This window comes from Geminicoccus flavidas, assembly GCF_009806515.1.
GTDB lineage: Bacteria > Pseudomonadota > Alphaproteobacteria > Geminicoccales > Geminicoccaceae > Geminicoccus > Geminicoccus flavidus.
Map to the genome: position 1 here is coordinate 1 of NZ_WUJP01000649.1, position 13,289 is coordinate 13,289.

Annotated in this window: 12 protein-coding genes; 5 read left to right on the forward strand and 7 right to left on the reverse strand. The window is 68.9% G+C overall.

The window, feature by feature from the left end:
- Window positions 1-18: 18 nt before the first annotated feature.
- Window positions 19-135 carry an ABC transporter ATP-binding protein gene (locus tag EQG76_RS32835; RefSeq protein ID WP_255476565.1) on the forward strand — a complete coding sequence of 39 codons (117 nt, stop codon included), beginning with the start codon at window positions 19-21 and terminating at the stop codon, window positions 133-135.
- A 209-nt stretch (window positions 136-344) separates the two neighbouring features.
- Window positions 345-635, forward strand: coding sequence for a Rossmann-fold NAD(P)-binding domain-containing protein (locus EQG76_RS18345; RefSeq protein ID WP_200840913.1), 291 nt, complete (start codon window positions 345-347; stop codon window positions 633-635).
- Window positions 636-899: 264 nt separating this feature from the next.
- Here EQG76_RS18345 and EQG76_RS18350 read toward each other — a convergent pair whose 3' ends face one another.
- On the reverse strand, window positions 900-2,690 hold the full coding sequence (locus EQG76_RS18350; RefSeq protein WP_159715826.1) for an IlvD/Edd family dehydratase: 1,791 nt from the start codon (window positions 2,688-2,690) through the stop codon (window positions 900-902).
- Window positions 2,691-2,913: 223 nt separating this feature from the next.
- Between EQG76_RS18350 and guaB the strand changes: the two genes are divergently transcribed.
- Together guaB and EQG76_RS18360 are read left to right on the forward strand one after the other, a co-directional pair.
- Window positions 2,914-4,428 carry an IMP dehydrogenase gene (gene guaB, locus EQG76_RS18355; RefSeq protein WP_159715854.1) on the forward strand — a complete coding sequence of 505 codons (1,515 nt, stop codon included), beginning with the start codon at window positions 2,914-2,916 and terminating at the stop codon, window positions 4,426-4,428.
- Window positions 4,429-4,517: 89 nt separating this feature from the next.
- Complete coding sequence (locus tag EQG76_RS18360) at window positions 4,518-6,326, forward strand: putative bifunctional diguanylate cyclase/phosphodiesterase (protein ID WP_159715827.1); 1,809 nt, start codon at window positions 4,518-4,520, stop codon at window positions 6,324-6,326.
- A gap of 31 nt (window positions 6,327-6,357) precedes the next feature.
- Here the strand turns inward: EQG76_RS18360 and EQG76_RS18365 are convergent, their stop codons facing one another.
- Window positions 6,358-6,849 (reverse strand): gamma-glutamylcyclotransferase family protein, encoded by a 492-nt coding sequence (locus EQG76_RS18365; protein ID WP_159715828.1) that lies wholly within the window; start codon window positions 6,847-6,849, stop codon window positions 6,358-6,360.
- Between the two features lie 411 nt (window positions 6,850-7,260).
- Here EQG76_RS18365 and EQG76_RS18370 point away from each other — a divergent pair, with 411 nt between their 5' ends.
- Window positions 7,261-7,638 (forward strand): hypothetical protein, encoded by a 378-nt coding sequence (locus EQG76_RS18370; protein WP_159715829.1) that lies wholly within the window; start codon window positions 7,261-7,263, stop codon window positions 7,636-7,638.
- 407 nt (window positions 7,639-8,045) lie between these two features.
- On the opposite strand, the gene EQG76_RS18375 is transcribed toward EQG76_RS18370, so the two are convergent.
- From EQG76_RS18375 to EQG76_RS18395, 5 genes are all read right to left on the reverse strand, one after another.
- Window positions 8,046-9,149 (reverse strand): NAD(P)/FAD-dependent oxidoreductase, encoded by a 1,104-nt coding sequence (locus EQG76_RS18375; protein WP_159715830.1) that lies wholly within the window; start codon window positions 9,147-9,149, stop codon window positions 8,046-8,048.
- Window positions 9,150-9,154: 5 nt separating this feature from the next.
- Entirely contained in the window at window positions 9,155-10,279 is a 1,125-nt protein-coding gene (locus EQG76_RS18380; RefSeq protein WP_200840915.1) for a malate/lactate/ureidoglycolate dehydrogenase, read from the reverse strand.
- Window positions 10,280-10,319: 40 nt separating this feature from the next.
- A complete protein-coding gene (locus tag EQG76_RS18385; protein ID WP_159715831.1) occupies window positions 10,320-11,117 on the reverse strand; it encodes an inositol monophosphatase family protein in 798 nt (265 codons plus the stop codon).
- 79 nt (window positions 11,118-11,196) lie between these two features.
- Entirely contained in the window at window positions 11,197-12,690 is a 1,494-nt protein-coding gene (locus EQG76_RS18390; RefSeq protein ID WP_159715832.1) for a UbiD family decarboxylase, read from the reverse strand.
- Between the two features lie 5 nt (window positions 12,691-12,695).
- Window positions 12,696-13,253 carry a thioredoxin family protein gene (locus EQG76_RS18395; RefSeq protein ID WP_159715833.1) on the reverse strand — a complete coding sequence of 186 codons (558 nt, stop codon included), beginning with the start codon at window positions 13,251-13,253 and terminating at the stop codon, window positions 12,696-12,698.
- Window positions 13,254-13,289: the final 36 nt, after the last annotated feature.

The following is a 13,289-nucleotide window of genomic DNA, read 5'->3' on the forward strand; positions in this document are numbered from 1 at the left end:
GCGCACGAGGTTGTGGTGATGAAGGACGGCCGGATCGTGGAGGCCGGCCCCACCGAGCAGGTCATGACCCGACCGGCCGAGCCCTACACCCAAGCCCTGCTGCGCGCCGCGGTCGACCTGGAGTCGGTCGACTAGCAGCCGTCCGGGACGCTTGTCCCGGAGAACGGCCAGGGCAAGGGCTCAGGACGCCCTTTCGGCGCGCGTGGCGCTGCCGGCAAGCCACGCGACCAGCGCCTGCTCGGCGGTGGCCTGTAGCTTGCCGCTGAGGTCGCCGATATGGCGATCAGCTATGCCGCGTCCACGGAGAAGGCGGAGGTGGTCGTTCAGGACTGCGGAAGACCGGCGTGCTCGCCGTCGCGATAAGGAGCGACCAGGCCGAGCCGTCGCCCGCCCCGTCCCTGATCCATGCCGTGGCCGCCGAATTCGGCAGGCTCGACATCCTCGTGAACAACCTGTCCATTGCCGTCCAGGGCGTCAGGGTCGGCGATCCCAAAGCCAATGCCGACGGACTCGACCGCCAGTGGCACATCAACGTGCTGGGCGTTGTGGCGGCGACGGTCTGCTTCCTCGCCGGCCCGAACGCCGGCTACATCATCGGCGGCATCCTGGATATCGCCGGCGGCTACCAGATCTGAGCGACGACCGACGTCTCGGCGGATCCCACGGCAGTCACGTCCACCATTCCACCGGCCCCGACAGCGGACTGGAGCCGAATAGTTTCGCTGCCAGCGCAGCCTCGTGCTAATGTGCGCGATCGTTTCCTATCTCGGGTCTAGTACAGTCCAGCAATCGCGATTTGCACAAACGAACCCGAGACCGCAGGAAATCTGAGCAAAAGCAATTGGTTGAGATGAGAGCACGGCTTGCGGACCGCGCAGGATCCGCAAGCCGTGGCCGCCTTAGTGGTTGCGGCGCGGCGTGCCGTAGGTCTCGATGACCTTCAGGTAGAGGGTCGCCGGCTCCATGCAGGCACCCGTCGAGAGCTGGCCGACCGTCTGCCGGTACAACTCCTGCCACGGCGTCTGCGACGGCGGCTGCTTGGGCGGGTTGGCCTCCCAGGCCTTGCGGCGCTCGGCCATCTCCTCGGCCGAGATCAGGACGTCGAGGCGGCTCTTGTTCATGTCCAGCCGCACCTTGTCGTTGGTGCGGATGAGCGCGAGGTTGCCGCCCACCGCCGCTTCCGGCGAGGCGTTCAGGATGGACGGGCTGTCCGCGGTGCCGGACTGGCGGCCGTCGCCGATGGTCGGCAGGGCGCGGATGCCCTTCTTCATCAGCTTGGTCGGCGGCCGCATGTTCACCACCTCGGCGGCACCCGGATAGCCCACCGGTCCGCAGTTGCGGATGAACAGGAAGCAGTCCTCGTCGATGTCGAGGCTCTCATCGTCGATCCGGTCGTGATAGTCCTCCGGCCCTTCGAACACGATCGCCCGGCCCTCGAACACGCCGGGGCTCGCCGGGTTCTCCAGGTACTTGGCGCGGAACTCGGGGCTAACCACCGAGGTCTTCATCACCGCCGAATCGAAGATGTTGCCCGACATGATCACGAAGCCCGCCTCCGGCATCAGCGGCTCCTCGTAGGCCCTGATCACCCGGCGGTCCGGCGAGAACGGCACCTTCTCGTGGTTCTCGCCCATGGTCTTGCCGGTGACGGTGATGACGTCGGTGTGGAAGCGGCCGACCTTGATCAGCTCCTTGATCACCGCCGGCACGCCGCCCGCCCGGAAGAACTCCTCGCCCAGGAATTCGCCGGCCGGCTGCATGTTGACCAGCAGCGGCACGTCCTTGGACAGTTCCCAGTCCTTGATGTCGAGCTCCACGCCCATGTGCCGCGCCACCGCAATCACGTGGGGCGGGCAGTTGGTCGAGCAGCCGGCCGCCGCCGCCACCATGACCGCGTTCTCAAACGCCTTGCGGGTCAGCACCTTGGAGGGCTTCAGGTCCTCGTGGACCATGCCTACGATCCGGTATCCGGTCTCGTAGGCCATCTGGCCGCGCTCGCGGTACGGGCCGGGGATCGCGGAGCAGCCGGTGAGCGACATGCCGAGGGCTTCGGCCATGGCGTTCATCGAGGATGCCGTGCCCATGGTGTTGCAGTGGCCGACCGAGGGGGCCGACGCGCAGGTCATGTCCATGAACTCGTCGACGCTGATCTCGCCCTTGGCCAACATCTGCCGGGCATGCCAGACGACCATGCCGGAGCCGGCGAGCTTGCCGTCATACCAGCCGTTCAGCATTGGCCCGCCCGAGAGCACGATCGCCGGCAGGTCGACGGTGGCCGCCCCCATCATCATGGCGCCCACGGTCTTGTCGCAGCCCGTGGTCAGCACCACCCCGTCCAGCGGGTAGCCGTAGAGCACCTCGACCAGGGTCAGGTACTGGAGGTTGCGGTCGAGCATCGCGGTCGGCCGCTTGCCGGTCTCCTGGACCGGATGGACCGGGAACTCGAGCGGGATGCCGCCGGCATCGCGGATGCCGTCCCGCACCCGCGAGGCCAGCTCGACATGGTGGCGGTTGCAGGGGGCGATGTCGGAGCCGGTTTGGGCGATGCCGATGATCGGCTTGCCGGACTGCAACTCGCGGCGGGTCAGGCCGAAGTTGAGGTAGCGCTCCAGATAGAGCGCGGTCATGTCCGGCTCCTTGTAGTCGTCCCACCAGTCCTGGCTGCGCAGTCGCCGCTTGGGACCACTCATTTCGACCATCTCCCGGCTCAAAGGTGCACCGGCTGGGTTTTGGCCGATGGGCGGCGGGTGTGCAACGGGAAGTACGATCATTCCAGACTGCGGGTCCCGATCCCTGGCCCGCTGTGGAGGGAGTGCTGCCATGCAGGCGCTGCATTCCTCCGGCGGGCCTTTGCCGCTGTTCGCGCTCGGCCGGACCCGTTATATCGCCGCAACTTCAGATCACGGCCGGAGAATGGGCATGTCCAGCGGCACCTCGCTGCGCCTGCGCGAAGCGCTCACCTTCGACGACGTGCTGCTGGAGCCGGGCCTGTCCGAGGTCCTGCCGAACATGGTCGACGTGCGCACCAAGATCGCTCCGGACATCGAGCTGGGCATCCCGCTGCTCTCGGCGGCGATGGACACGGTGACCGAGGCGCCCATGGCGATCGCCGTGGCGCAGTTGGGCGGGCTCGGCATCATCCACAAGAACCTCGAGGTCGAGGACCAGGCCAACCAGGTCCGCCAGGTCAAGAAGTTCGAGGCCGGGATGGTGGTCAACCCGATGACCGTGACGCCCAGCACCATGCTCTCCGAGGCGTTGGCGATCATGGAGCGGCACGGCATCTCCGGCCTGCCGGTGGTGGACGGCCCGGCCGGGCGGCTGGTCGGCATCCTGACCAACCGCGACGTCCGCTTCGCCAAGATGACCGACAAGCCGGTCTCCGAGCTGATGACCGCGAAGGACCTGGTGACCGTGCACGAGGGCTTCGAGCGCGCCGAGGCGCTGGAACTCCTGCACCGCTTCCGGATCGAGAAGCTGCTCGTGGTCGACGACGCCTACCGGCTGAAGGGCCTGATCACCGTCAAGGACATCGAAAAGGCCCAGAAATACCCGAACGCGACCAAGGACGCGCAGGGCCGGCTGCGGGTGGGTGCCGCCACCGGGGTGGGCGAGGCCGGGCTGGCCCGTGCGGAGGCGCTGATCGAGGCCGGCGTCGACGTGCTGGTGGTGGACACCGCGCACGGCCATTCCCGCGGCGTGCTGGACGGGGTGAGCGCCATCCGCAAGCTGTCCAACGCCGTTCGCGTGATCGCCGGCAACATCGCCACGGCCGACGGTGCCAAGGCGTTGATCGACGCGGGCGCCGATGCGGTCAAGGTCGGCATCGGGCCGGGCTCGATCTGCACGACCCGGGTGGTGGCCGGGGTGGGCGTGCCGCAGCTCACCGCGATCCTGGATGCCGCCGAGGCCTGCGCTGCCAAGGGCGTGCCGGTGATCGCCGATGGCGGCATCCGTGCCTCCGGCGATCTCGCCAAGGCAGTGGCGGCCGGTGCCGATGCCGCGATGATCGGCTCCATGTTCGCCGGCACCGACGAGAGCCCGGGCGAGGTCCTGCTCTACCAGGGCCGCTCCTACAAGTCCTATCGGGGCATGGGCTCGCTGGGTGCGATGGCGCGCGGCTCGGCCGACCGCTACTTCCAGGCCGAGGTCCGCGAGACGCTGAAGCTGGTCCCGGAAGGCATCGAGGGCCGGGTGCCGTACCGGGGCCCGGTCGGCAACGTGATCCACCAGCTGGTGGGCGGCCTGCGCGCCGCCATGGGCTATACCGGCCTGCGCGCCGCCATGGGCTATACCGGCCAGCCGGACCTGCCGTCGATGCGCAGCAATGCGCGCTTCGTGCGCATCACCAATGCCGGCCTGCGCGAAAGCCATGTCCACGACGTGGCGATTACCCGGGAGGCGCCGAACTACCGGCAGGAATGGTGATGCTGCCAGGTATGCCCGGCGCAACCCTTTCTTACGGATGAGGGACTAGGGTTCCTCCCGAGGCCGCGATGCATGGGCGGCCGGCCGGGATGATCCGTGTGCCGCTCGATACCGCGATCTCGCTCATGCTGCTGGCAGCCTTCGTCGCCGTGATCGGCGGCAGCTGCCTGCTCGCCTCCCTGATCGTCAGGCTCACACCCGAGCTGCCGGCCACGGCGGGAGACGCCGCGCTGGCACAGTCCGGGTCGCCCGCCGGCCGGCTCCCGCCGGTGGCGCCGGACGAGGCGGACGGCGGCCGGGCTGCCGGGCTGGTGGCGACCGATGCGGACGGGCGGATCATCGACGCCGACCAGGTAGCCAGGCGCATGCTCGGCCGCTCCGCCCATGGCGAGCTTCTGGTCGATTTCCTTCCGGAACTGGCCGGTGCCGATGGCGGCCTGCGCGCCCATGTCCATGAGAGCCAGCTCCTGGGCCCGGACGGCGGCGCCTGCCAGGTCGACCTGATGGTCGTGCCCAGGCCGCACGCGGGCTGGCTGGTCGCGATCCGGGACGCTGGCCCGCGCCACCAGCGCCTGAACCGCCTGGAGCAGATGGCGCTGCACGACCCGCTGACCGGCCTGCCCAACCGCGTGCTGTTCGCCGACCGGGCGGAGCAGGCGATGGCGCTGGCCGAGCGCCGCGACGAATCCTGCGCGATCCTCATGCTCGACCTCGACCGGTTCAAGCAGGTCAATGACACGCTCGGTCACGACATTGGCGACCTCCTGCTGCGCGCGGTGGCACCCAGGCTCACCGAGGCGCTGCGCCGCACTGACACGCTGGCGCGCCTGGGCGGCGACGAGTTCGCCGTGCTGCTGCCGCCGCCCACCAGTGCCGACGAGGCGGTCGAGGTGGCGCGCCGGCTGGTGCAGGCGATGCGCCCACAGTTCCTGATCGAGGGCTTCTCCCTGAGCCTGGGTGTGAGCATCGGCATCGCGCTCCGGCCGCGCCACGGCAACGAGCTCGATGGGCTGCTGCGCTCGGCGGACGAAGCCATGTATGCGGCCAAGCGCGACGTGCTGGGCTATGTGCTGGCCGGCCAGCCCCAGGATCTGGGCGTGATCCGGCGCCCGGCGCTGCGTACCGACCTGGAGCGGGCGATTGAGGCGGAGGGGCTCACCATCCATTTCCAGCCGAAGATCGATGCGGCGACCCGCAGCGTGGCCGGGTTCGAGGGGCTCCTGCGCTGGGACCACCCGATCTATGGCCGGCTGCAGCCCGACATGTTCCTGCCCGTGGCGGAGCGGGCGCGGCTCATGGGGCCGCTCACCCGGTTCGTGCTGGACGAGTGCCTGAAGCGGCAGCGCGAATGGCGCGCGCACGGCTATCAGCTGGAGGTGGCGGTCAACCTCGCCAATTTCTGGCCGCGCGACGAGCAACTGATCGACCATGTCCGCCGGGCACTGGCGAGTTGGGGCACCGCACCGGCCGAGCTCACGCTCGATGTCACCGAGGGTTCGATCATGGCCGATCCGGAGCGTAGCCGGCAGCAGCTGCAGCGGCTGCGCGAGCTGGGCTGCCGGGTGGCGATGGACGATTTCGGCACGGGCTATTCCTCCCTCACCCATCTGCAGCGCCTGCCGCTCGACGAGATCAAGGTCCATCGCAGCTTCGTGGCGCCGCTGGAGGAGGCCGACGGGCCGGCCCAGGTTGTCCTGCGCTCGATCGTCGGCATCGCGCACGGGCTGGGCCTGGTGACCACGGCGGAGGGCGTGGAAAGCGAGCAAGTCGCCCGCTCGGTGGCGGAACTCGGCTGCGAGCGGCTCCAGGGCTTCCTGATCGCGGCACCCATGGGGGCGGAGGAGTCGCTGGCATGGCTGCATCGCTGGGCGCCGGGCGTGAGCCGTGCGGCAGCCTGAGGTCGGGCTGGCGCGGAGCCGGTCCGCTCGGTCAGGCCGCCAGCGCTGGATGGTCCGCCAGCACCTGATGGACGAATGGATCGGCGCTGTCGGGCTCTGGGCAGCCGGTCATCCATTCCGGGCATTGGGCCAGGCAAGAGGCCTTGTGCTCGCGGCGCCAGGCGAGCGGGCACCAGTCGCTGCTGCCGGCCGGCAGGATCGAATCGAACGCGCTGAAATAGCGGGCCGGCACGCTCCGGCCGTTCAGGAGTTGGATCGTGGCAGTGGCGGCACCGTACTCGCCTTCCTCGAACCAGTGCAGGCGCACGAGGTCGCGCGGCGACGGCGCGTACAGTGCCAGGCCAGCCGCGAGACGGCCGGGTGCCTCGACCAGGCGCGGATAGCTGAAGCCCGGGACGGCGACCCGGCGGACGCCATGGAGGATCGCCGGGAACAGCTCGTCATCGACGACCTCGCGATCGACCACCCGGGCGAGCACGTCCCGGTCCATCAGCGTGCCGTAGAAGAAGAACCAGTCCGGCAATATCCCAACCCTCGTCCGCCGACGACAAGCGACTCCCTGGCACAAGGTGCCGGTCCCAGGAGCTAGGGATGCCGCTCCCCCATGTCCAGACCCGCGCCGGTGATGGTACCGCAAGGCCGTCATGACCAGCAGGTGGCCAGCCGGTCTCCTGCAGGATCACGCGTTGCTGGCAGCAGCTTGCGGCCCTCTCCGCTCGTCATGCCCGTTCGAGCCTCGCGGCTGTCCTGGTTGGTGGTCGAAAGCGCCAAGCTCGCAGCTCCGGTACCTGGACCGCAGCTTGCTGTGGTGGTCGGTCGATCCGCTCGTCCAGTTCGACGAGGCGCAGCCGTTGGAACGGTGAGGTACAGTGCGGCGATGAAGACGTGCGCGATGTTTCGGTGCCGGCTGTGACGTGGAGCAGTTCGAGCAAGAATGGGTCACGATGCCAGCGGCGGCCTGCAGGCGCACCGCGTTCTCCGAACGGCGGAAGAAGTGACCGATGCGCAGGTGCTGCTTCAACCAGCGGGAGAACAGTTCGATCCGGCCGCCGGCGCAGCAGGCGCCGGCTCCATCCCTGCAAGGGCAGCCGTCAAGAGACGGCCGCGGGCGGTGTTGAAGCCGGGGCGGATCAAGGTCGCGTCGAGCAGCCGCAACTCTTCTTTGGCCATGCGTGCCTTGCACGGCGAAGGGTTGGCCAAGAGGGCCGGAACCAGCGCCTCGACCGGGGCCGACGAGCGGCCGGCATTGGCATCAGCAAAAGTGGAACGTCGCACTGGAATGATCCTGCGTCATCCGGGCGCCTCGGCATGAACGGCAGGGACCGCCTCAATGTCACGCAGGCCACGCGCCGGCAGGAGTTGCGTCAGAAGGGGTGCCGCCAGATGCGCGCGCTCAAGGTGCGGTGGCTCTTGTCCCTCCGGTTCGTCCTGACCGCACGGTCGAACACGCCCCGACTTGCTGTGACAGGATCGCGAACAACGTAACCTGTACCCGCATGACGTCGATCCCCACGCGCGACCAGAACGCCTGCGAAGATGCCTGATCCTGAGTGGAATCAATGCCATGCACCCTGGCGAGCTTCTGCGGACCGGATAGCCGTGGTCGAGCCTCGGCCATGACGAGCGGAGGAAGAACGGCCGTTCAGCCGATCACCTTCAACCACTGGCAGCTTGGCCCGCCGGTCGTCCTGGACAGGAGGCCCCTGCCTCCCGCCCGCGTCAGTCTAGTGCCAGCAGGGCAGCGACCCGGTCGGCCAGAGCTGGGCTAGCGGTGAGGCCCGGGCTCTCGATCCCCAGCAGGTTGACCAAGCCCGGGATGCCGTGATCGTCCGGCCCCTGGATCAGGAAGTCCTCGGCCACCGATCCGGCCGGGGAGAGCTTCGGCCGGATACCGGCATAGCCCGGCTCCAGGGCACCTGCGGGCAGGCCCGGCCAGTAGCGGCGGATCGCGTCGTAGAACACCTCGGCCCGGCGCGGGTCAACCGTGTAGTCGATCGACTCGACCCATTCCGTGTCCGGCCCGAACCGGGCCCGGCCGCCCAGGTCGAGCGTGACATGGACGCCCAGCCCGGCCTTTTCCGGCATCGGGTAGATCAGGGTGGAAAACGGCGAGCGGCCGGTCAGGACGTAATAGCTGCCCTTACACAGATAACCCTGGCGCTGGCTGCTGGCGGGCAGGCCCACGGTCCTGCGGGTCAGGGCCGGAGCATCCAGCCCAGCGCTGTTCACCACGATTCGGGCCTGCAGCGCCATCGGCTCCTGTCCGCCAGTCTCGACCACGATCCCGTCGGCCGTCGCTTCCAGCCGGTTCACCGGCGTCTCGAAGCACAGCACGGCGCCATGGTTTTCGGCATCACCCTGATAAGCCAGCATCAGGCCGTGGCTGTCGATGATCCCGGTAGTCGGCGACCAGAGCGCGGCGGTGGCCTTGAGCTGCGGCTCCTGGTCCATCGCCTGGCGGCCGGTCCGCCATTCCAGCGCCACGCCGTTGGCGGCAGCCTTGGCGTGGAGTTCGTGCAGCTTGGCCTCTTCCGGAGCGTTGGTCGCCACGATCAGCTTGCCGCAGCGCCGATGGGGAACGCCCCGCTCCTCGCAGTAGCGATACAGGAAGCGGTTGCCGGCGACGCAGGTGGCGGCCTTCAGGCTGCCGGTCGGGTAGTAGATGCCGGCATGGATGACCTCGCTGTTGCGCGAGCTGGTCTCGGTGCCGATCGCGTCGGCCTTCTCCAGCACCAAGACCTCGCGGCCGGCCATGGCGAGCCTGCGGGCGACCGCGAGGCCCACCACGCCCGCACCGATGACGACGGCATCCACCTGTTCCATGGCGTTCAGTCCTCGACGATCCGGCGCAGTCCCGCCGGATCCAGCCCGAGCGAGGCGCCCGCGGCCAGGATGTCGCTCAGCGACTTGGGATCGATCGGCACGCCCTCGGCCGCCCGCTTCGCGCGGGCCAGGTTCTCCGGGTCGCCCGGCATCAGCACTGCCTCGAAGCCGGGAGCCGGCGGCGAGGCCTTGATCCAGTCGATCACTGCCTGCACCTCGGCGCGCATTGCTTCCAGGTCGCCGAACACGGCTGGGTCGACCAGCAGCGAGAGCATCGAGTTGACGATGCCGTCCAGCCGCTCGTGATGCGGGGCGATGGTCTGCCCGCCGATCAGTGCCGCACCCAGGACCTCGCAGAAGATCGCCAGACCCGAGCCCTTGTGCAGGCCGAAGGAGAGCAGCGCCCCCTTACGGGTGTCGACATAGGTGGTGGGATCGGTGGTCGGCCGGCCCTCTGCGTCGATCAGCACGCCCTCCGGCACCGGCACGCCCTTGTTGCGCGCCACCCGCGCCTTGCCGAACGCGATGGCCGAGGTGGCCATGTCCAGCAGCAGCATGGGCTTGCCGTCGGCGCCGGGCACCGCCACGCAGAACGGATTGGTGCCGAGCCGGGCATCGGAGCAGCCGAACGGCGCCTGCAGCGGGTCATGATCGGCGACGTTGACGAAATGGAGCGAGACCAGCCCTTCGGCGGCACACTGCTCGGCCCAGAAGCCGATCCGGCCGACATGGCTGGCATTGCGCAGGCCGACCACGGCACAGCCCAGCTGCTTCGCCCGCTCGGCACCCAGCCGCATCGCATCGCGCGCCATGGTCTGGCCGAAGCCGCGCCCGCCATCGACCAGCAGCACCGCACCCACGTCGCGCAGCACCTTGAGCGACTGGTTCGGGACCAGTAGGCCGGCCCGGCAGTTCTTCACATAGTCCGGCAGCATGCCGACGCCGTGGCTGTCATGGCCGGTCAGGTTAGACATGACCAGATGGTCGGCCACCGCCTTGGCCTCGTCCGGGCTGGAGCCGGTGGCCGCGACGATGGTGGAAGCTAGCCGGTGCAGCCGCTCGGCCGCGATGTTGGGCAAGGTCGGACACTCCTCGATCCGCCCGGGCTGGGCGGTGCCGGCACGGAGCAAGCACGCCTTCCGGGCGCGGGGCCTGTGCCTAGCACGGCTGTCACCGGACGGGAAACGCCGCAGCGAGCCGGTCCAGGAGGATGCGCTGCAGGCCCGCCGGGGCCGCGACCAGGCCCTTGTGCGTGGGCTGCTCGCCGTCGTAGCGGACCTGCGTCCCGTCGGGCTCGGCTAGGCGGATGCCGACCTCGCGCAGGATCACGTCGGCCGCGGCGATGTCCCAGTCATTGGTGCGCCTGAGCGTGACATAGGCGTCGAACCGACCGGCCGCGACGAAGGCCAGCTTCAGCGCCAGCGAGCCCAGCATGGTCCAGACGGCGTCCGGTGCCAGCCAGGCGAGTGGCCGCTTGCGCACCTCGGTCCGGCTGGCGGCGATGCGTGGCTGCGCGATCGGCCCTTCGGCCAGGCGGGGCAGGAGCTGGCCGTTGAGGAAGGCGCCCTGGCCCGCCACCGCCTCGAACGTCTCACCGGTCGCCGGGTTGGCGACGATGCCCATCACCGGCTGTTGGTCGACCAGATAGCCGATACAGATCGAGAACTCCGGCTTGCCCTCGGCAAAGGAGCGGGTGCCGTCGATCGGGTCCACCACCCAGCAGCCCCGCCCGGTCAGCCGCGAACGGTCGTCCGCGGTCTCCTCCGAAAGCCAGGCCTCGCCCGGCCGGCGCAGCCGCTCGTGCAGGAGCCGGTCGATCGCAACATCCGCCTCGGTGACGATCTGGCCGGGCCCCTTCTCCCAGCTCCCGACCGCTGCCCGGAAGTTGCGCATCGCAATGGCGCTGGCCTCGGGCAGGACGGCACGCGCACGACCCAGGATCTCCGCGAGGTCGATCTCGGTGGTCATCCGCATTCCTTCCGCGCACGAGGTCCTGGCCAGCAGAACCCGCGAGCACGGCGCCGGCTCCACGCCCTGGCGGTCAGCCTTACTTCCAGATCGGCCGGCCGCTGCCCGGCAGGCCGTAGCTGGCCCATTTGCGCGAAACCTCCTCGATCACGTCCTGGTCCATCCGGATCTCCTCCCCCCACTCGCGCTTCGTCTCCGGCGGCCATTTGTCGGTGGCATCGATCCCGAGCTTGCCGCCGAGGCCTGATTCCGGCGAGGCGAAGTCCAGATAGTCGATGGGCGTGTGCTCCAGGATGGTGAGGTCACGGGATGGGTCGGACTTGGTCGAGATGGCCCAGATCACGTCCTTCCAGTCGCGCGCGTTGATGTCGTCGCCGACCACGATCACGTATTTGGTGTACATGAATTGGCGCAGATAGGACCAGACACCCATCATGATCCGCTTGGCATGGCCAGGATAGGCCTTGCGGATCGAGACCACCGCCACGCGATAGGAGCAGCCCTCCGGTGGCAGCCAGAAGTCGACGATCTCGGGGAACTGGAGCTGCAGGAGCGGCAGGAACACGTCGTTTAGGGCTTCGCCCAGCACGGACGGCTCGTCCGGCGGCCTTCCGGTGAAGGTCGAGAGATAGATCGGGTCGCGCCGCATGGTGATGGCGCTGACATGGAAGACCGGGAAGCGCTCCACTGAGTTGTAGTAGCCGGTATGGTCGCCGTAGGGTCCCTCGTCGGCCAGTTCGTCCAGCGAGACATGGCCCTCGATCACGATCTCCGCACTGGCCGGCACCTTCAGCGGCACGCTCACGCAGTCGACCAGCTCGACCCGACGGCCACGCAGGAGGCCAGCGAACTGGTACTCCGACACGGTGTCCGGGACCGGGGTGACGGCAGCGAGCGTGGTGCCGGGGTCGGCACCGATCACCGCGGCGGCCGGCAAGGGCTCGCGCTTGGCCTGCTTCCAGCGGTGATGGTGCTGGGCACCGCCGCGGTGCTTCAGCCAGCGCATGATCGTGCTGTTCCGGCCCGTCACCTGCATCCGGTAGATGCCGAGGTTGAAGCTGTCCTCCCGCGCGTCCGACGGGCCCTTGGTGACCACCAGCGGCCAGGTGATCAGGGGTGCGGGCTCGCCCGGCCAGCAGGTCTGGATCGGCAGCCGGCCGAGGTCGATGCGCTCGCCCTGGAGCACCACCTCCTGGCAGGGCGCGTGGCGGACGGTCTTGGGCCGCATCGCCAGTGCCGCCTTGGCCAAGGGCATCAGCTCCATCGCCTCCCGCAGGCCCTTGGGCGGTTCCGGTTGCTTGAAGAAGGCCAGGGTCTTGCCGAGCTCGGTCAGCTCGTGCGGCTCCTTGCCCATGCCCCAGGCCACCCGCTCGACCGTGCCGAACAGGTTCACCAGCACCGGCATCGAGGAATCGATCACGTTCTCGAACAGGACGGCCGGGCCGCGCTCGGCGAGCAGGCGGGTCTGGATTTCGGTCATCTCCAGGACCGGGGAGACCGGCGTCTTGACCCGGACCAGGCGCCCGCGCGCTTCCAGATGCGCGATGAAGTCGCGCAGGCTTTCGAAGGCCAAGGGGCTCAGGCCTCCTTCCACTTGATCGAGCAGCCCATGGACGGGACCTGCTCGGCCGGAGCCTGGCCAGTCTCTGCCACCTGCTTCATGGCGAGGAACAGCTCGCGCTTGGCGTCGGGCGAACCCGCCTGCCGGCCGGAACTGTCCAGGCGGCCGCGGTAGCGGAGCTTCAGCTCCTTGTCGAAGCCGAAGAAGTCCGGCGTGCAGACAGCGCCATAGGCCCTGGCCACGTCCTGGCTCTTGTCATGCAGGTAGGGGAAGCCCAGGCGGTGCTGCTCGGCGAAGCGCTGCATGCTGGGAAAGTCGTCGTCCGGATAATGCACGGCATCGTTGCTGCAGATCGCGATCGTGCTGACACCCAGCCCCTTCAGCTCCGCCGCGTCACGGACCAGTCGGTCGATGATCGCCTTCACATAGGGACAGTGGTTGCAGATGAAGGCCACCAGCGTCCCGTTCGGGCCGGCGAGGTCGGCCAGGCTCTTCATGCCGCCATCGACGTCCTTCAGGGTGAAGGACGGGGCGGCAAAGCCGAGTTCGCCCGGTGGCGTGGTAAGGGACGGCATGCTGGTTCCTCCACTGCATCGTCGGCGCGACCCTGA

Excerpts from the sequence above, each read along its gene's own strand:
- EQG76_RS32835 (WP_255476565.1), top strand. The coding sequence starts at position 19 with ATGAAGGACGGCCGGATCGTGGAGGCCGGCCCCACCGAGCAGGTCATG.
- EQG76_RS18350 (WP_159715826.1), bottom strand. The coding sequence starts at position 2,690 with ATGAGTGGTCCCAAGCGGCGACTGCGCAGCCAGGACTGGTGGGACGAC.
- guaB (WP_159715854.1), top strand. The coding sequence starts at position 2,914 with ATGGGCATGTCCAGCGGCACCTCGCTGCGCCTGCGCGAAGCGCTCACC.
- EQG76_RS18360 (WP_159715827.1), top strand. The coding sequence starts at position 4,518 with ATGATCCGTGTGCCGCTCGATACCGCGATCTCGCTCATGCTGCTGGCA.
- EQG76_RS18370 (WP_159715829.1), top strand. The coding sequence starts at position 7,261 with ATGGGTCACGATGCCAGCGGCGGCCTGCAGGCGCACCGCGTTCTCCGA.
- EQG76_RS18375 (WP_159715830.1), bottom strand. The coding sequence starts at position 9,149 with ATGGAACAGGTGGATGCCGTCGTCATCGGTGCGGGCGTGGTGGGCCTC.
- EQG76_RS18385 (WP_159715831.1), bottom strand. The coding sequence starts at position 11,117 with ATGACCACCGAGATCGACCTCGCGGAGATCCTGGGTCGTGCGCGTGCC.
- EQG76_RS18395 (WP_159715833.1), bottom strand. The coding sequence starts at position 13,253 with ATGCCGTCCCTTACCACGCCACCGGGCGAACTCGGCTTTGCCGCCCCG.